The sequence below is a fragment of the Cypionkella sinensis genome, from assembly GCF_042646385.1.
Taxonomy (GTDB): domain Bacteria; phylum Pseudomonadota; class Alphaproteobacteria; order Rhodobacterales; family Rhodobacteraceae; genus Cypionkella; species Cypionkella sinensis.
Genome location: NZ_JBHRTO010000003.1, coordinates 14,514 through 33,033 on the forward strand (window position 1 = coordinate 14,514; position 18,520 = coordinate 33,033).

The following is an 18,520-nucleotide window of genomic DNA, read 5'->3' on the forward strand; positions in this document are numbered from 1 at the left end:
CTTCTGGCGGACCCTCGCTTTCTTTCGATGCATGCTCGACAACATCGGGTCCGGCCTGTGCCGAGATCGGCCACTACCTCGGTCATGGCTCAATGTTCATCGCACTCAACCGTTCAACCAGCGCATGCCACGCATATCCCAGATCTAGTATCACGACGCATGATCAGGTTTGGGGCATGGCGCATTTCGGACCTCCACCTCACCGATCACAATTACAGCGTCACTGCCATGAAGCCATGCCGCCACCATCTCCCGTGTTTGCGCAACGGAGGTCTCGGTCCGCAGGGCGCACTCCCAGACTGTTCCGACTCGCCAGCCCGCCTCCCGAAGAGCGGACTGAACTGCTACATCCCTCATTACATTTGCATCGAACTTGGCCCCCCAGAACTCGGGGCGCGTTGCCGGAACCGTGGCGTAGCGGCAGTCTGCGTGGCGATGCCAGAAGCAACCATGCACGAAGATGACGGCATGGTAATTCGGCATCACGATGTCCGGCTTGCCAGGAACGCCCATTGCGTGAAGGCGATAACGAAAGCCGAGCGCATGCAGGGACCGGCGGAGCGCCAGATCGGGCTTCGTGTTCTTTCCACGGATCCCGGACATCATGCGGGAGCGGGTCTGGCTGTCGACGATGTCTGTCATTTGCCTCCTGGCTTCATCTGTCGGACCTAGTATACAGCCAATGATCTGAATTCGAGAGGACACTGATTTGCCAGCCACTTTCGGCATTGTCGATCTGTTTGCCGGGCCTGGTGGATTGGGTGAGGGCTTTGCTTCGCTGCGTGTGGGCGATCACTCTCCGTTTCAGATCGGCATTTCGGTCGAAAAAGAGACATCAGCGCACAGGACGCTGACGATGCGCGCATTTGTTCGCGCTTACGCCGAAAAGCATGGCGCTTTGCCGACGGCTTACATCGATTTCCATGCTGGCCGGTCAGCAGAACCGGACTGGTCTACAGTTGACGCGGTTGCATGGGATCACGCCACGCATGAGGCGCGTTGCCTTGAACTGGGTACTGAGCCTGCCACCGAAGCAATCGACAGCGTTATCGCCAGTCTGAGAAGGGACTTCGACGACACGATCCTGATCGGTGGCCCTCCCTGCCAGGCCTATTCGCTGGTCGGGCGCGCCCGTGCCAACGGAAAGATCGGATATGTGCCCGAAGAGGACGCGCGGCACTATCTCTTTCGCGAGTACATCCGCGTGCTGGACCGACTTCGGCCTGCCGCCTTCGTGATGGAAAACGTGAAGGGCATGCTGTCATCGACAATCGAAAGCCGGATGGTCTTTGAGATGCTGATGGAAGATCTGACCTCGCTCGGCACCGGGCATGCACACCACTATGAACTCCGCGCGATCCGTCTTTCGGACGGCAAGGCGACGCTGCTGGAGCCGAAACAGCCGTCAGACTTCATCGTGCGTGCCGAGGATTTCGGCGTGCCACAGCGCCGCCATCGGGTCATCATCGTTGGCATAAGGTCGGACCTTGCCAACCGGATGTCGGGTACCAGCATTCCTGTCACGGGCACACGACGCACGGTCGGCGAGACTATTGGAAACATGCCGCCCCTTCGCAGCGGTATCAGCCGCGACGTCGATACGCCATCCGCGTGGATGCGCGAGGTCGTTGAGGCTGGAAACATCCTGGCCAGCATTTGCAAGAGCAATGGAGATGAGGCTCTCCAGCAAGCTTTTCTCGATGTTGTGAAATGCATGAAGAAAGCCTCGCCCGGGCAACGCACGGACGCGAGCCTGCCCGCGGGCTACGGGACCTCCAACGACGACCTGATGCGTTGGCTCGAACGTCCGGAACTGCAAGCCCTTGCCCAGCACGAAACGCGTGGGCACATGGCATCGGATCTCGGCCGCTATCTTTTCGCCGCGGTCTTTGGTGAAAAGCGCCAGTACAGTCCGAAGGCGGCAGATTTTCCCCTCGCGCTCAGCCCCGATCACAAGAACTGGCACAGCGGCATTTTCAGCGACCGCTTCCGGGTTCAGTTGTCCCATGAGGCAGCAACAACCGTTACCAGCCACATCTCCAAAGACGGGCACTACTTCATTCATCCTGATCCGGTCCAGTGTCGCAGCCTGACAGTGCGCGAGGCCGCCCGGCTGCAAACCTTCCCGGACGACTACCTGTTCCTCGGCAACCGGACACAGCAATACGTCCAGGTTGGAAATGCAGTCCCACCGTTCTTGGCACGCCAGATCGCAGCGTTGATCTACGCATCTCTCACAAAAGCGGACACCCACGAAGCGTAACGGGCAAACTGACCGCTTAGCTGCCTAACCCGCCCTTTAACCGCAATATGTCCGCAGGCAGGCCGATCACCCGAAGCAAAAGCGACGGGCGGCTTAGGGCGACATAGATCAGTTCATCATCAATCAGCTGATCGATATCGACAAGCACCACGCATTTCGCTTCCAAACCCTTGAAACGTCGCGCGGTGTCACACCAGATGCGGTTTTTACCGCGCAGGTCCGAGGCAGAGATCGGCACCGCACCGCCGATTTGCGCGTGGGAGAAAAGCCCGCATTTATCGCGTGCGCCCCCGGTCAGGATCGCGATATCTGACGCTTGCAGCTGCGCGGTCTTGACAAGATCGGCCACAAAGGCGCTGGCGTTGGTATAGGCTTGCTCTTTGGATTTGACCTCGATCCAATCGACGGGCTGCCCGGCGGGCCCTGCCGAAATCGCACCGCGCGCGTCATACCAAGGCGTCAGGCAGCGGTGAATCGCGCGGGTATTGCGCAGATTGCGGATCAACCGGAACGACAGTTTTGGCAGTTCATCGACAAAGCTTTGCGCGCCGCCATAGATCCGCTGGTTGTCATCAAAAAAGACATGGAATGTGCTGGCGTCCATGTCTTTCAAAGACAGCCGCAGGGTGTCATACCATTCGCGGTCAAAGTCCTGGCCCTCATCGACAATGATCGCGTCATAGGCAAGGTCAGGGCGGGCCTGCATCGCTTGTTCCAACGCATTGGGCAGGGTCTTGCTATAGAATACTGGGCCTTGGAGATCGGGCACCGAAACTTTGGCCTGATGGGCCACCTTGCCGCAAAGTTCATGAAACCCGGCGATTGTCAGGTTCTCTACCTCGCCGACAAGTCCCTTCAGATGCGCCGCAAGCGCGTTGTTAAAGCACGTGAGCAAGGTGCGATCGCCTGCTTTGGCACAACGCAAGGACTTTTCCAGCGCAAGCAGGGTCTTGCCAGTGCCAGCCGCCCCGGCAATGGCCATTTGCGGATTTCCAGCCAGCGATTCCAACACATAGGCCTGTTCGGCGGTCAGAAGTTCGATCTTTTTCATGTCATGGGCCAGCACGCTGGCCAGATGCGGACGCAGTTCAAATTCGGCCGCAATGATTTCGTGAAGCGCCCTCATGCCCTCAGGGCCAAGCGGATCGCAGGCCTTGGCACCCCGCATCAGCGTCTCGCGCACCCACTCCCCCAGTTTACCCGCACCAATTTCATTGCCAAAGGCAAAGAGCTCCAACGGGGCGTCGGCGCCCAAGTCTTTCGTGGGGCGGCTGTTGTCGGGCAGAACCACACCATGACACATGTTAAGGGTCCGTCTTGACAGGGCCGCGAGCCTTTTAAGCCTGCGGTTCAGCTCGTGCTTGCCTTCCATCGCCTGGGTCACTGGACTGCGCTTAAGGTTATAGGGCGTGCCGCTGCCCGAAACCGAAACCCACTGGCCCTGATCGTTGCAAGACACCGTGCCGCCCTTAACCTCGATCGCCAGAACCCCCAGATCTGCATGGGCCACAACGAAATCAACCTCGCCATCGCGGCCTGTGCCGTCAGGACGAAAGCGGTGCCAAGGGCGCGACCAATAGACGGTGAAATCGCCCCCCAACTCACGGTCAAGCGATTGATATACATGCCGTTCTGCCCGTCGCTTGGGGTCGGCCAGCAAAAGCTCTGGTATCTCGGACGGAACCATCTTTGCCATAAAATCAATATCCTGACGGGAAGAATGCAAGGGAGAGAGGCGTTTCGCCAGGTTGCGACTGTTCTTCGGGCGTGCCGGTCACCAAGGCGCGGTCAAGGTATTGATTGAAATGCTCGCAAGCGGTTTCAGGCAGAAAGCAGCAAGCATGACAAGCCGCGTGGTTGCCGCTGTCGAACAGGGCCGCCAGCCCGTCCGAGCACAAGGGGTCAGATGAGCACCAGCGCGTGTCATCAATCGCTTTGCGCAGGGTCGCGCCAAAGCGTTCGGCGCGCCCTTCGCGCGACAAGCCGCCCAGTGTGCCGTCGGCGCCGGGGGCCGAGGTGTAGATCAGGAACCCGGCCATGTCGCTGCCCTCGGGCCCGGAGTAGAGACGCTCGCGGACCGAAGAGCTGGAATAGCCGCAGTCAAGGGACAGACGGTCAATGACGGCGTGACATAGGGTATGGATCAGGACACGCCGGGCTGTCAGCGGCCAAGGGGCCACCGGCGTTCCGCCCCGCGCTTTGGCCGCCTGTTCCAGCTGCGCGTTCAGCGCCGCAATGCGCGCGCACACCGGGGGCCGCTGCTCCCATTCGCGCAGGCGCACAAGGTCAAGGGTGACGAATATCCCCTCACCAAATACTTCGACGGCGGGTAACCAGTTTTTCTTCTTGCTGGCAGACAGGCTGGCCGGTTCGCGGGCCTGTTTTTCCTGGCCCAGCGCGGTCAGGCGGGTAAAACCGGTCAGAACCCGCACCTCGCGGAGGCGTTCAACCCGAACAAGGTGGCCCACAAACCCCGCCAGCCCGTCCGGGATGGCCTCGACCTCGATCTTGAAGTTGCGGTCCGTGACGCCTTGGGTCGGAGGGGCGACGAGCCGGGCGTATTCTTCGGCGCGCAGGTCGGTTTCCGGTCCTTGTTGATCGCGGTCAAAAATTCGGCGGATCTGCGCCTCCATCTCGCGCAGGGTCATGGGGGGACCGTGCCATTCCTCCATCAACTCGTTATCCTCGATCACGCCGCGGATATGAGCCGGATCGCCCAGCGCCTTGAAGGCCTTCCAATACTGTTCCTGACGAATGAATTGCGTGAATTCATCGCTGAAGGGCGGGATGTCAATGGCGCTTTCCACGATGGGAAACCAGGCATTGGACGCGCCGCGCTGGATGACGGCGGCGGCATGGCCACAGGCCTCGCGGTGGGCCAGCGGCAGCCAAGGGCGGCGACCGGTGCAACTGTGGCCGATCCGCTCGAGCGCATGGGGGCCGTAAGCCTTGGCCAGGGATTTCTCGGCCCCGCAGCCGTCACATTTCACAACGAGGCCAGCCAGACCGGCCGCCTCGCCGACCAGTTTCAGATCGCGCCGCTTGCAGCCTTCGACATGGCCAACCCAACGATCCCAAGGAAACTCGTCCAGATGCCCGGCTTCGCAGGCAGCAACCAGACGCACGGGCACGACAAACTGCCGCTTGGGCTTGCCCTTTTGCCCCGAGCAAACCGGGCACCAACGGTCAGGCTTGGCCGGATCGCTGACCCAGTCGCGGATGTGTTTCAGACGATCGCAGGACGGGCAGAAACACCATTCGGGGAAACGGACGGCGGGCAGTTCGCGGTCTTCCTCGATGGCATAACCCTTGGCGTCCCTAGCAGCGGTCTTGTATTTTCCCACCGGCGGCTGGTGGAAGAAATCCACATTGAGACTGGCTTGCAACCGCACCTCGTGGATGCGTTGACGATGGTCCAGTTTTGCTTCTTCCCACAGCTCAAGCCCACCCGAAACCGCCGAAATCGGCGCGCCTTCGGGGCTGCGAAAGTCGATGATCGCGCCGGGGCCGTAGGTACCGATCACCTGGCTGCGTCTGATCTTGCCGATTCCGGTCATGGGGGAACACTCACATTCAATAGTCGCGCAGGGCAAAGGCTGTTGACGCCTCGACCGAGCGCAGGGAATTGGGGGTCGGGCGCGGCAAAAGCCCAGCCGTGCGGCTTTTGTCCTGCACCTCTTCGGCAGAAGTCAGCAGGCTGTTCTTCCACTTGTCCCAGTATTCGGTCAGGTCCGGCCGGTTGACCCAAAGATCAAGGAAGGTCCGCAGCTCTCCCTCGGCCCCTGCGGTTTCGGCGGGGCTTTGTTGAACCGAGCGCGCACGCGCCACGATGCGACCTAGGATCTCCTCAAGCTCGGGTCGCACCGCCATCGCGCCCGAAGGGCTGTGGCGCAGCTCGGGGATCAAGTGGCGGGCACAGATGACAAAGGCCGCATGCAAGGCACGTTCGCGGGCGCGTTCGGCAAAGGGGGTGACGCCGGTTGCCTCGACATCGCGATAAAGCGCACGGTGCCAGTTTTGAAAGCTTTCATAGCGGCTGCGGTCGCGCGGCTTGTTGGCGTTGCAAATCGATACAACCAACCCGGGAATTGCGGCGCGCCCGACCCGGCTGGTGGCCTGGATATATTCGGCAATCGTCTTTGGCTGACCGTTGACCACCATCACCCCCAGCCGCGCCACATCGACGCCGACCGAGATCATGTTGCTAGCCAATACCATTGACACACAATCGGCATGGCCGCGCGGCTGATCCAGCCGGTCCAGGATTTCGTTGATCTGGGACGCGCTGATCCGGCTGGTCAGTTCGACCGGGGGCGGCAGCTCACGCTCATCCTCATCGGGTCTCCTTTGGGCATATTGCTTGATTGACCGGCCAACGTCGTCGCGCGCCAGCGTCAGCGCGCCGCCCAGTTCCCGCAAAGCGTTGAAATAAGCTACCAGTGTCCAATAGCCATCTGCCTGTGCTGCTGGAATCTGTGAGTTGGCAGCTGCCTGCATCAAAGAGGCCATGACCGCCTGCAAGGTAAACTTGGCCGACCGGCCGGTCGTGGTAACACCAACATAAAGCCGACCCGGATCGCTTTCATCGGTGGCGGCAAACCCCGAATTGCCGTGGTCCAGACCGGGCGGCGGAAACTGCGCGGCCTTGCGGTCAAACAGGGCGCGGATTTGTGTTTCGGCGCGGCGGATGGTGGCCGTTGAACCGATAACCTTGGGCCGGTTGCCCTGATGGCTGCACAACTCGTCAATGGCGATTTCATAAAGCCCCGAGATGGTGCCCAAAGGCCCCGAGATCAGGTGCAATTCATCTTGTATGATAAGGTCGGGCGGGGCGTGGTTCGTGTCCAGACCGAACAGCTTTCCCGTCCTCGGCTCTCGGGCAAGTTGGGCGTATTTGTCTGCGGTACCGATCATCAGGGCGGGCAGGCGCTGATAGATCAGATCGTCCACCGTCACCACCGGCAAGGGCGCGCCTGCAAGGCTGCAGCGCGCGCTGCGGCAGGTCACCTGCAGGTCGGTCTTGGCGTCATTCGCCGCCCAATGCAGCAACCCATTGCACTGGGGGCAGCGTATCAAGCGGCGTGGGTTTGAGGCAGGCTGATCGCCGAGACTTTCGCGGGTCAGGGCCTCAATCGCTTCGTCCAGTCTGTTGGGCACGGAGTCAGCGCCCACCCACAACCCAATCGCAATCGGCTCATCGGTGGCAAAGTGGCCGGGCAGTTGTATAGCGCCCGTAAGGTCGGGACTTCTGCGCAACAGATCACAGGCAAGGATCACCGCCGCGGCACGCTGGAACTGCTGGATCGTCAAAAGCCGGAGGGTGTAGCGCATGAAAACCGTGACCCCGGCCCCCTCAGGCCCACCCGCTGCGCGCAACCGTCGCAGGAAGATCACATAGGCGGTCAATAGCAGATAAGCCTCAGTCTTGCCGCCCCCCGTTGGGAACCACAGCAGGTCCATCACTTCGCGGTCAGGATCGGTGCCCGAGCTGGCCGAACACAGCGTCAACAGCACAAAAGCCAGCTGAAAAGGCCGCCAAGTAAGCCGGTCCTTTCGGTCTTGGCGGTCCTTTTTCCAGCGGTCTTGTAGCCACATCGCCCGATTGGCCAGCCTGAACGCTGCCAAGGCATGGGGATCATGGCCCAAAAGGGCTATACCCGCCCGGATACGTCCCGCAGTGGCACGACAAGTGGCCGCGTGCACCAGGAACCTGGCGCGCAACGCAGGGTCTCTCAGGGCCCGGCCTTTGACCCCCTCGGCATCAATCCAAGTTTCATACAGGGTCACAAGCTGGGCAAGCCCGGCCAGCATTTGATCAGCTGGGGCCTCTGACAGCCATTTGGCATCCAGCGGCCCATCCTGTCCCTCTCCCTGCCCGGCTTTGGTCAGCGCGTCAAAGATCGGATCGCCGGTTTCGCGCGGTTTGCGCACAATGGCCGTGGGCAGCCAGTCGGTGGCCAACTCCGTGACCTCCCCCCCCTCTTCGACAAACCGCGCGGCACAGGTATGGCCCACCACATAGTCGCGTACATCGCGATAGATCAACGCGGCGGCGGCAAGGTCGTCGTCCTCGACATCGACTTGCCGCCAGGAAGCGGGTTTTTCGCAGAACCGCGTCCCCGGTGCCGGGCGGGCGATCAGTTCCACCTGAAAAAACACCTGTTCGTCAGGATCAGTGCCGCTGGAAATCGGGTGCAGATTTGACACCGCCAAGGTCACCAGCACCGGCCCGCCGGCAATCTGGGCGGCTCGGATGTAAAGCTCCATCCCGCTGATGCCCAGTTTGGCACCGTCCATGCGCAGCACCCCACCTTTGCTGGCAATCTCGCCGATGGGCAACGTGTCTTCAAACGACACCTCGGCACGGTGCCAAACCCGGGCTTGGCCCGCCGCTTTGCTCTCCCCCTTGGTCGTCGCTTTGCCTTTCCCTACAGCAGCGTCGGCAGCAACGTAGACCCCAGCTGAAATAAAGACATCGACGGCCGCGGGACGGTCCCCCAAGGCCATGACAGCAAAGGACATCCCGGCAGAAGATGGCCGCAGCGCCGATGAAAACGGACTTGCGGCGTCCTGGACCGACGTATCGCTATCAACGCCTGCCGCCTCGGCGTCGTCATTCTCGATCTGGGCGATTGCGGTGCGGGGTGGGAACAGCATTCCGGTCAGATACCTGTCGGTCGGCCGGTCAGTAAAAGTCTCGTGCGCGCCGTCCAGCGGGCCAATCAGATCTTCATGCAGACGGTTGACGATTAACTGGCGCGCGGTGTCATCTCTCACGGATTACTCTCCATTGAAATTGAGGCAAGGCCGCACACCACGGGAACCAAGGCGATGCCGCTGTCATCACCATCGGTCCAAGTGCAGGTCGCAGCCCCGGACAGGAAGAAACCGCCAATCCGGCCCGGCAGAGCAGCCACGTCGCATCCTGCAATCCGCGCGATGTCGGCCACCGCCTCGCGTGACAGCTGCCCCAACGGCGGACCAATGGAAAGGCCCTGCGCATTGGCCCGATAAATCGCCCAAGCCCTGTTTTTCTCATCACGCAAAGCAACACCAGGCACCGCCTTGGGCGAAAGGCCAGGTGCAGCCAGCGCTTCGGCGGCAGTCATTAAGGCCGCCGCGCGGGTTTGGGGATCAGCGGCGGGAAGGATCGGCAGCACATCGCCCGCAAGCCCGATCTCGACGCTGAAATCTCCGGTGTAACCGCGCCACAACCGCCCGCCTGCCAGCTTTTGCATATGGCTTGGCCTTTGGCTGCCAATGTAAAGCTTGGACTTGGCCCGCGTTGCCCCGACATACAGAACCCGCGCCTCTTCCAAAGGATCGGCCTTGGTACGGTCTTGTGTGCCTGCAAAGGGCGTATCTGGCGGCGCATAGGGCAGCATCAACAGCACAGAGTCGGCCTCTAGCCCCTTGGCCCCGTGGATCGTGCCCAAAAGCGGACCCGCATGGCCAAGAAACCGCCGCAGCAGGCGCGGTGGCAGCGACTGGCCCAGCCGTCGTTGCAAACGTGACATGTCCAACTGCGCGCCGGGGCTGTCCGAAAGGTGGTTCAGGTCGGTCCAAAGCTGATCCAGATCGCGTCCCTGAATAACGGCCTGCACCCCTTCAATACGCGCCGCGATCTCGGCCGAAGCCACCATTGCGCGGCCCGGCAACCCAGCCAGAGCTGCGCCAATCCAAGGCTGAATCAAATCGCCATGCCCCGAGGGGCGCAGCCGGAAGGCGACATCGGCCCGCATCAACCGATGACTTTCCGACAAGATTGCGCGCCGCCCGCGGAACAGCACCATGCTGCCCTGCCCGGGAGGCAAAACCGGGTCAAGCACCCCGCGTGGCGCGGGCGTTGCAAAGCGCTCGATGCTTTGGCGGGTGAGGGCATAGATCACATGCCCGCTTTGCCCTTTGGCATTCAAAGTGGCACGGGTTGCGACAAAGAAGTCCGCCAGCCTAGGATTGCGGGTCCGGTGATCGGTGCCAAGCGTCATTGTCGCATAGCTGGGCATTGGGTCGAGCAAACTGTGCAAAGCAGAATCCCCCACCGGGCTCGTCGAAAACCCATAGATCGACTGCGCCGCATCTCCCAGGATCGTCACCCCACAACCGGCAGGCAAAAGCTCGAGAAAGGCCCGCATCAGCTCAAGCCTGTCGCCCTGCAGATCCTGCGCCTCGTCAATCACAACATGGGCAAGGCCTGCAACAAAGCCGGTCACAGCGGCAGGCGGATCACGCAGCATCTGCAAAGCCGCGCGCACTGCGGCATCGTGACCTGAGGGGCGTTGGGCCCCAGCAGGCAGGGTTGCATTCAGCAAACGGTTGGCAAAGGAGTCAAAGGTCGCAACATTCAGCGCGCGGGCTTCGTCGGGGCGGTTGATTGCAGCGGCAATCCGGTCGCGCAGTTCCTCCACCGCGACCCGGGTAAAGGACAAAAGCCACATCCGAGGTGCCGCGGTTCCAGCATCCAAAAGCTGTGCAAGGCGCTGGCAGACCACGTGGGTCTTGCCGCTGCCCGGACCCGCGGTCACGATGACGCGCCGATCGACAGGCAGGGAAATGACCAAGGCCTGATCAGGATCGTGGGCTTTGCCTGGCTCTATATCGGGCACAAGACCCGCCCAAGCCAGAACCGCCGCCGCCCGCGTGGCGTCCATCCGCCACAAGCCCTGCGCCGTATCAAAACCGCAGCACAAGATTACCAGGCGCTTTTGCCAATCCGCACCAAGATCACGCAACGCCACCCCAGCACGGGCCTGCACAATTGTCCCGGACAAGGCGTCAAGCATCTCCTCGTCCAAAGGCGGCAGGCCGATCGCCTCGGCAAAAGAGATCACCTCTTCGCCCACATCCGCCGCCTTGAAAAGCCCGCCAGGAACCGCGCCCTGCTGCTGGTCGGCATTTTGTCCAGCATTTGTCGCAACGGGACGAGCGGACAGATGAACCGACCCAACACCCGGCACCAGCACGCAGCGCGGCGCAAGTGGCACCAAAAGCAAATGGCCAAACCCCACGCCCGTGCCAAACACCCCCACCGCCAAAAGCGCCGCCACAATCTCATCCGCAATCATCGCGGCGCGACTGTGCCAAGCCTCGTGCCAGCCAAGCAGCCCTGCCAACCATGCGGTGGCTTCCTTTACAGGCATGTAGGGCGCAGAAGTGGTATAGGCACAAACCGCGTCGGCCATATCGGGCGTCGCAGGGGCACGCGACTGGGCCAAAGATGCCATCATGCGTTCAAGTGCTGTGGTCTCGGCCTCAAATTCGGGCTGCGGGCGGACAGGACCAAGGAGTTTATGAAAATGCATCGACCGCCAAACAATATCATACCCGTCCCGGCCCCGGCCGGGCTGACCGGCGAGAGCGGGAACATAATGCACTGGATACAGCCCATGGACGAAAATCAAGCCTTTTTCGTGGCTTATTGACAAGTTTCCGCGCGCCGCCCAAACTGCCGCAAACAAATTTGGGTGATTATGTTTGGTTCCGCATTAGAGTTGCTCAGACAGTTTGACCACGCCCTTGTTGCGCAATTTCAGGCCTTGCGCGGCCAGCGCGGCACCGATCCGGTCTTCCTTATCGAACATGGGCTCGACCCTGAGGCTTTGGCCGAAATGCTTCACCTGGTCGGCACCTATGCCCGGATGGAAGGGCTTTCACCGGCGCGCTGGCCCAATGCAACCCTGCCCCTCGCCGTGGCGATCACCGAAACCGGCTATGGCTATCGCGGCACGGGCACCGAATTCTGGCCCCGTCTGTCGCGCGATTTGGGGGTGGTGATATCAGGTGCCGACCGTCTGGCCGTGCGCGCGCTGTTTGAGCGGCTAAGCCAGCGGCTCGGCACGCCTCAACCACACCGCAGCGATTGGGCCCGCAACTACAGCAACATCGCTTGGCCGATCCGCAACGCTCTGGCGCCGCTGGAGATACACCGCCCACTAGCCGCCGCGCTTGGCAAAGTGGCACAGATGGGCGGACCGGGTCTTGATGACGACGAGTTCTACCGACGGCTGGTCGGCATTGCCGGGGGGCTGTGGTCCGGGCGGCTGTCAGACTGGTTGGAAGACCGAACGCTGGCCATTGCCCTCGGGCGCAGCTTGCTGACCGGCGAGGAAAGTGCGGCCCGGCTGGAATCCGGGGCGTTGGCGCGGATCGGGCGGGATATCCGGATGGATGCCGAATGCCGCCAGGTCTTGCGTCAGGCGCGCCGCGTGCTGCGCAACCCGTCCCGCAAATCCGCAGCAATACCCCCAAGAGCGACTTGGCTGGCCTCCGTCTCGGCCTCTTCCCGGACCGGCGTTGATGGTAGGGGCGTACCCGTGTTGGACGGACTTTGGCTGCAGGGGCCCAAGTCAGACGAAGCGGTCGCAGCCAACCAAAGCGCGCTGTTGACTATCGCGGGGCAGGCCCAAAGCCGGGTTTTTTTGCGCGACTTTCTACAAGGAGCCATCCTGGCCCTGCCCGACATCGGGCGCGCGTTTGAGCCCGCCCTTATTCATCTGTCAGGCCGTTCAGACAGCGCTGAAGATCTTCTGGCAGCTCTGACCCCCGCACTGCCCTCGGTTTTTCGCTGGGCCGAAACAGGCGGGCTTTTGGCAGCGCTTGGCCGAAACGATGTGGTGCACCCCGGCGAGCTGGTGCTGCAAATCCTGCAAGACCGCCCGGACGGCCCGGCAAGACCCGCCGGGGCGCAGGTTTTGGACTGCCCAAACGGCATTTTGGCTTGGGTGGCGGAGGCCAGCACCTGCCGCATAGCTCTGACCGAAGCGGGGGTGCGTTTGGCCGACTCGCATCTGGCCGAGTTTGCCTGTGCGGGTCGCATTGTCCGTGACGGCACCCGCCTAATGCCCCCCGCCGACACGCCGCTTTTCCTGCGGGCGATGTGTGAGGGACTGCAGGTCAGCCTTGGCAAACCCGGCGCGACCGCTGCCAGCGTGGGGACGGTCATGGCGCTGGGCGATGTTGCAATGCTGCCCGCCTCTGACGGCGCCATCGCCCTGCATTTGCAGGCAGGCGGACAAGTCAGCGGCTTGGCGGAAACGTGGGAAATCGCCCCCTACTCCGACCCATCCGCTGCCCCGCGTGCCTTTGCCTGCGATGCGCGTCCCGCGCAGCCCAGCCTTGCTGACCTGCGGTCAGGGGCCTTGGTCTTGTCGTTCGCAAGCCCGGTGGCGCTTGGCCCGGTCATCCTGCAAATCGGTTTGTCCCGCAACGGTGCAGCACTTGCCCGGCAAGACTTCGCCCTGCCTGGCCTACCGGCCCGCCTAACCTTTACCGCCCCTGAATTGGAGGAGCTGCGCGCCGCGGCCTATCAGGCCGCCGCCTATGAAGAGGCATGGTGGACCCTGACCGTCACAGTGCCCGGGCTGGGAGAATTTACATTCCCGTTACCCCGGCGACCACAAGAGCTAGACCGCGTGCCGGGGCAAATCGCCTGGCGCGCTGATAACGCAGAAGATGGGGGCGAAGATACGGCCGGGGTTAGGGCGATTATCGGGCCGGGTCTAGGCGCGCGGGCGCTGGCCCCGCTATTGAGCCAAGATGGTGCCAACCATCCCGAAGCTGTGGACGACATTCGGCTTTATTTGCCCGATGTGCCCGGCCTTGCGGCTCTGCGGGCTGGGTTGATCGAGGGCAAGGCCCTGCTTTTCGGTCAGTCAGCCCAGCCCGCGCCCTTGGCTCTGGCTCGTTCGGTTGCTCCGATTGGCGACAAACACGGGCTGGCAACACTTTGCGAGGCGCTGGTAGCCTGGAAGTCGGCCGAGGCGTCAAGCTTTCTGGTTGATGCACGGCGCACGGAGATTGTCCGCTTTCTTGAAAACAGCCTTCTTGTGGCCCTTTGTGGCCAAGACTGGCTGACCGCCGAGGCCCAAGACCGCCGCCGCCCCGACAGCCTTGCCCGCCAGATGGCCGAAGGTGCTGTGTCCGAAGGGCTGGCCTTGGGCCCCGAGTTTCCCCAGATCACGCCTGAAGACCAGCCACACTTGATCGATGCCCTGACACAGCGCTTTGCTAATGCCTTGGCATCTGTCAACCTATCAGATCGCGCCCCCGGACCGGCGCTGACCGAAGACGAGGCGGCGCTGTTAGATGCAGCGGTGGATGCGGCCTATGCCGACCTGTCGGCGAGCCTTGAACTACGCGGCGAACCCGTGCTGGAGGAAAGCGATGCCTATTCCCCTGCCGATCGCTGGCAAAGACTGTCCGACCGCAGCTGGACCCAGCAGGCGCAGTCGCCATTCCGGCACCTGATCTTGCCCGAAAGCCGGTGGGAATCCTTGCAAGCCACCACCTATGCCCGGCTGTCCGATGATGATCTGGTCAGCCTGTTGACCCGGTGCCACATGGATATCAGCCGAACCGCCGGGGTCGACTGGGTCGGCCCACAGGTGCTGAGGAGCGGACTGCTGCTGTGGCTTGCCCCCACCCAACTGCTGGAAACCGAAGCCTGGCGCGACCATCTGGCGCGGCTCTTGTCCGATCGCCACACTGCACGGGCAATTCGCTATGTCGCGCTGCGACTGGGCCGGGCCGAACGTGCTGCGGCGGACAGGATGATGACCCATGTCTGATCTGCACAGCTTTGATCCCTACCACGTCTTCATTGCCACCGCCCATGCCCTGCGCCGCAGGGCCGAGCGCGGGGCGCTGGCCATGGGGGCCACCTTTGGCGTCGCAGCCGAACCCTTGCCGTTCCAACTGGCCACCGTCACCCATATCTTGTCGGATCAGCGCATTCGCCATCTGATTGCCGACGAGGTGGGGCTTGGCAAAACCATTCAAGCGATCATGGTGCTGAACGCGCTGCGCAGCGTCGACCCGGCCCATCAAACCGCCATTGTCGCTCCCGAACGCCTATTGGCGCAGTGGCACGAAGAGCTTTGGACCCGGGGACATATCCTTGGCCATGTCGTCGATGACACCGACCGCGCCCGGATGCAGGCCTGGCTTGAGGCCGGGGCCGCTGGACTTGAGCGCGCCGACGATGACCACCCCGCCGCGCGCCACCGCACGGCCAGCGCACTTTTGCTGCGGCCCCGGGACATTGCCGATCATCCCGACTGGCTGGATCCGGTGCGCCAGCACATGCTGGTGATCGACGAGCCGCAATCCCTGCCGCGCGAGGTGCTCGACCGCCTTAGCCAAAAGGCCGACGAAAGCCGCAACGACGAAGCGGCCTATCGCCAGCTGCTGGTGCTGTCGGCCACGCCGCGGCTGGGCGATCCAGTTTGGCGCGACATTATCTTTAAGCTCTTGGAACCGGAAAAGGCCCGTCTGGCCCAAGATTTGGGCCTGTCCGCCATGGCCTTTATCGAACAACGGGAACTGCAAGCCGCGCAGGCGCTGGTTGGCCTGCCTTCGGACGTCATTTCCAACGAAGGGGCCATCGCTTACCGCTGCGAGGCGCCGACCCGCCGCATCACCCGGCAAACGAGGGCGGATTGGGGAGCATATTTCCCTGCCCGCGACAACCAGCTTTGCCTGTTTGACCCGAACGCCTCGGAAATCGGCCGTCTGAGGTTGATCCAGACGCTTATTGCAGGGCGCACCCGAGGTGATGGGGGAACCGCCCCCAGCCTTGATGCCGCGCCCTGGACCACAGTGCGCGGTTTGCTTCGCTCGCGCCGTTCGGTGCGCGACGCCATCGACCGATTTGAACGCACGGTTCCGGGTATGGTGCAGGTGCGCAAAGACGCGTTGGAAGATTTCGGCGACTCCCGTCTTGAGGCCCTGACGGATATTCTTGCAGACATCTTTGGTGCCGAAAAGGACCGAGAACGCACTGGGAAACCCGCCCGCGCGCCGGAAAAGATTGTAATCGTGGCCGGGGATGCGGGCACCATCGACATGCTGCAAGCCGTCCTGCCGCGCTACTTTCCCGATTTGGCCCAAGACGGTATCGCGGCCCTGCGCCGGTCGATGGCGGCCAGCGAGAGCAGCTTTGAAGACATCCGCGCCATGCAACAAGCGATCGAACCTTTTGTTCAAGGCCCTGCGCGCATCCTGTTGATCGGCGACTGGATCCAAGCCGGGCTGAACCTTCAACACAGCGCCCGCAACATGATCTTTTACAGCATGCCTTGGGACCCGCAGGCCGTAGATCAGCTGATCGGCCGGATCGACCGGCTTAGCCAGGGTTCGATCCGTGCCGCACGCCATGGCCATCACATGCCCGCACGCATCCGACTTTGGCGGCTGGTCATGCGCGGCTCGCCAGAAGAGGGGTTGTCAAACGCCCTTGGCGCGCTGGGGGTGTTTGACAGCCCGCTACCTCCGGTGTCAGAAGAGATCTGGACCGAGGTCAACCAACTGATTGCCCAGCTTCTGACCCATCCCGAGACCGGCAAAGGCGCAGCCTTGGCACGCCTGTCCGACCTAAATGCAACTTGGGCCGGGCGCGGCCTTGTCTCGCACCTTGACCATTTCGCGCCCTTGTCCAGGACGCAGGTGCAGGCATTGGCGGACCGCGTCGGCGACATCGCAGATCGCCTGCACCTTGCCGATGAGCACGAAACCAGCGCGGCTGAGCGGGTCGAAGCGGCGAATGACGACTGGCTGCGTGCCTGTGCAAAAGCGGGCGGTTTTCTCTATGAACCCGGCCGCCCCGACAAATCCGATCCGCCGCGCCGGTATTCGGGCTTTTGGTATGCGTCTGGAAAAACCGAACCACCCTTCCTGCTGACCGATATGGCACTGGGTCACGAATGGGATGACAAGGTGGCGCTGCTGGTGCGGCGCAAACATATGGCGGTGCCGCCCCACCGCTTTGTGCAGTTCAATGCCGCCGGCACTCAAACGCGCGACCTGCGTTTTTTTGACCATGGCGACAGCATTCACGACGGGCTGTGCCAAGGCTGGCTGGGCTTGGGCGGCCCAAACTTCTCCGTACAGCCGCAGGGCGAGTTGGTTATCAGGGTCGGCGAAACCCATCCGGCGCTGGCTTGGAACGGTCAGCCGATTGTGGTCACTCTTGCGGCCAGCCACCCTCTCCAATCGCCGCATTCCGGGGTTGCAAAGGAATTTGCCGCGGCCCTGGATTGGTTCGGAGCCACGGCCCGACAAAGCTATCTGGCGCGGCTGGACGAAGGCCTTGCCGCCGACCACCGCTGGATCCAATCCCTGATGCCCACCCGCTTTTCGGCCATGGCCTCGGTCCTGACCAAGGAAGGCTGGCACCGACTTGATCAACGACAGACCGCAATCCTGCTGCGCGCAAGGCCGGATCCGGACGACAAAAGCCGCATTCAAGGCCGGATGCAAAGACTGCTCACTCCGGCGGCGGCGGTCTGCAGCCAACACGTCAGCGCGATCGACGCCGAGCTGAGGGATTTGCGAACCGAGGATCTGCGCTACGCGATAACAGCATGGACCGCCCGCAAGAAAGTGATCGAAGCGGAAAGTGGGACGCTAGCCCAAGTGTTCCGCAACCGCGCTGCGGCGCGCGGCAGGGTGGACAACCAAAGCATGGTCAATGCCCTGCGCGGTCAGGTCGAAGCCGACGAACGCCGCGCGACGCTGGCCGTTCTTATGGCCCAGACGCGCATCAAGCTTACCGGAGCGGCAATTGCCGCAGCTATTCAGTCCCATCCCCGCAGCCTGATGCATGCGAGCCTGCGCTTTGTCGCGCCTGAAGGCGGCTAGGAGTGTAGGACGTCCGCTTTGAAGCGTTGTGCCTCTCTATCAAGAATTTGAAACTGCAGGCACGCTAAGCCAACACGCCGCCGCGGGGACTGGGCAAGCGGCCCTGAACGGCACAACACCACCATCCCAGACCCCCGCCCTCACGCCGGTTTTTTTGCCCAAGGTTGTGCTGAAAGAGCCATCCACTGACCACAGACTCCACCGATGCCATCCGCTTGATCAAGAGCGGGTTGGATAAGCTCGGCCACCACTGAAATCTGAACTTGAGAAAACCATGCTGAAAGCTGCAATGTTGGCACTGGTCCGCCAAATTCTGACCGTCGCTGGCACCGCGCTGGTCGCCAAGGGCAACGCACAAGCCTCGGACATCCGACCAGTCATCGGCGCGCTTCTGACCCTCAGGTCGGTGGTCTGGTCTGTCGCGGACAAGCGAGGATGCACAGAACTGCTGCGATGAGTCGTCACACGCGGGCGCGCCATCCCTCGACTGGTGGTCAGCCCAGAAAGACAGCGCGCCCGTCTGGCATCGCAGGCATCCAGCCTGCTGGGACACCTGCGTGGTCGGCCATATGTCGGCCGACCGTGGTGGGCTTCGTGCGGGTTCGCCGCCATCCCCACCCC

At 62.3% G+C, this 18,520-nt stretch carries 9 protein-coding genes; 4 read left to right on the plus strand and 5 right to left on the minus strand.

Annotated elements, in window-relative coordinates; genetic code table 11:
- Window positions 1-150 precede the first annotated feature (150 nt).
- Entirely contained in the window at window positions 151-642 is a 492-nt protein-coding gene (locus ACFOGH_RS19770) for a very short patch repair endonuclease (protein ID WP_380074927.1), read from the minus strand.
- Window positions 643-709: 67 nt separating this feature from the next.
- Here ACFOGH_RS19770 and ACFOGH_RS19775 point away from each other — a divergent pair, with 67 nt between their 5' ends.
- Window positions 710-2,263 (plus strand): DNA cytosine methyltransferase, encoded by a 1,554-nt coding sequence (locus ACFOGH_RS19775; RefSeq protein WP_380074928.1) that lies wholly within the window; start codon window positions 710-712, stop codon window positions 2,261-2,263.
- A 16-nt stretch (window positions 2,264-2,279) separates the two neighbouring features.
- Here ACFOGH_RS19775 and ACFOGH_RS19780 read toward each other — a convergent pair whose 3' ends face one another.
- From ACFOGH_RS19780 to ACFOGH_RS19795, 4 genes are read right to left on the minus strand one after another with little or no spacing between them, the layout of a single operon-like run.
- Window positions 2,280-3,959, minus strand: a complete 1,680-nt coding sequence (locus ACFOGH_RS19780) for an AAA family ATPase (protein WP_380074929.1) — start codon at window positions 3,957-3,959, stop codon at window positions 2,280-2,282.
- Between the two features lie 4 nt (window positions 3,960-3,963).
- Complete coding sequence (drmB, locus tag ACFOGH_RS19785; protein ID WP_380074930.1) at window positions 3,964-5,820, minus strand: DrmB family protein; 1,857 nt, start codon at window positions 5,818-5,820, stop codon at window positions 3,964-3,966.
- A gap of 16 nt (window positions 5,821-5,836) precedes the next feature.
- Window positions 5,837-9,040, minus strand: a complete 3,204-nt coding sequence (locus tag ACFOGH_RS19790; protein ID WP_380074932.1) for a helicase-related protein — start codon at window positions 9,038-9,040, stop codon at window positions 5,837-5,839.
- On the minus strand, window positions 9,037-11,490 hold the full coding sequence (locus tag ACFOGH_RS19795) for a UvrD-helicase domain-containing protein (protein ID WP_380074933.1): 2,454 nt from the start codon (window positions 11,488-11,490) through the stop codon (window positions 9,037-9,039). Before ACFOGH_RS19795 ends, ACFOGH_RS19790 begins: the two co-directional genes overlap by 4 nt.
- A 381-nt stretch (window positions 11,491-11,871) precedes the next feature.
- On the opposite strand from ACFOGH_RS19795, the gene ACFOGH_RS19800 reads away from it, so the two are divergent.
- The 3 genes from ACFOGH_RS19800 (at window position 11,872) to ACFOGH_RS19810 (ending at window position 18,356) form a co-directional block, all read left to right on the plus strand.
- Window positions 11,872-14,829: a hypothetical protein gene (locus ACFOGH_RS19800; RefSeq protein ID WP_380074934.1), complete on the plus strand. Its 2,958-nt coding sequence runs from the start codon at window positions 11,872-11,874 to the stop codon at window positions 14,827-14,829.
- Window positions 14,822-17,899 (plus strand): SNF2-related protein, encoded by a 3,078-nt coding sequence (locus ACFOGH_RS19805; RefSeq protein ID WP_380074935.1) that lies wholly within the window; start codon window positions 14,822-14,824, stop codon window positions 17,897-17,899. The genes ACFOGH_RS19800 and ACFOGH_RS19805 overlap by 8 nt, the downstream gene beginning before the upstream one ends.
- A 274-nt stretch (window positions 17,900-18,173) precedes the next feature.
- Window positions 18,174-18,356 (plus strand): Pam3-gp28 family putative phage holin, encoded by a 183-nt coding sequence (locus tag ACFOGH_RS19810; RefSeq protein ID WP_380074936.1) that lies wholly within the window; start codon window positions 18,174-18,176, stop codon window positions 18,354-18,356.
- Window positions 18,357-18,520: the final 164 nt, after the last annotated feature.

Coding starts and splice junctions, on each gene's coding strand:
- ACFOGH_RS19800 (WP_380074934.1), top strand. CDS start 11,872: ATGCTTCACCTGGTCGGCACCTATGCCCGGATGGAAGGGCTTTCACCG.
- ACFOGH_RS19780 (WP_380074929.1), bottom strand. CDS start 3,959: ATGGCAAAGATGGTTCCGTCCGAGATACCAGAGCTTTTGCTGGCCGAC.
- ACFOGH_RS19795 (WP_380074933.1), bottom strand. CDS start 11,490: ATGATGGCATCTTTGGCCCAGTCGCGTGCCCCTGCGACGCCCGATATG.
- ACFOGH_RS19805 (WP_380074935.1), top strand. CDS start 14,822: ATGTCTGATCTGCACAGCTTTGATCCCTACCACGTCTTCATTGCCACC.
- ACFOGH_RS19810 (WP_380074936.1), top strand. CDS start 18,174: ATGCTGAAAGCTGCAATGTTGGCACTGGTCCGCCAAATTCTGACCGTC.
- ACFOGH_RS19770 (WP_380074927.1), bottom strand. CDS start 642: ATGACAGACATCGTCGACAGCCAGACCCGCTCCCGCATGATGTCCGGG.
- drmB (WP_380074930.1), bottom strand. CDS start 5,820: ATGACCGGAATCGGCAAGATCAGACGCAGCCAGGTGATCGGTACCTAC.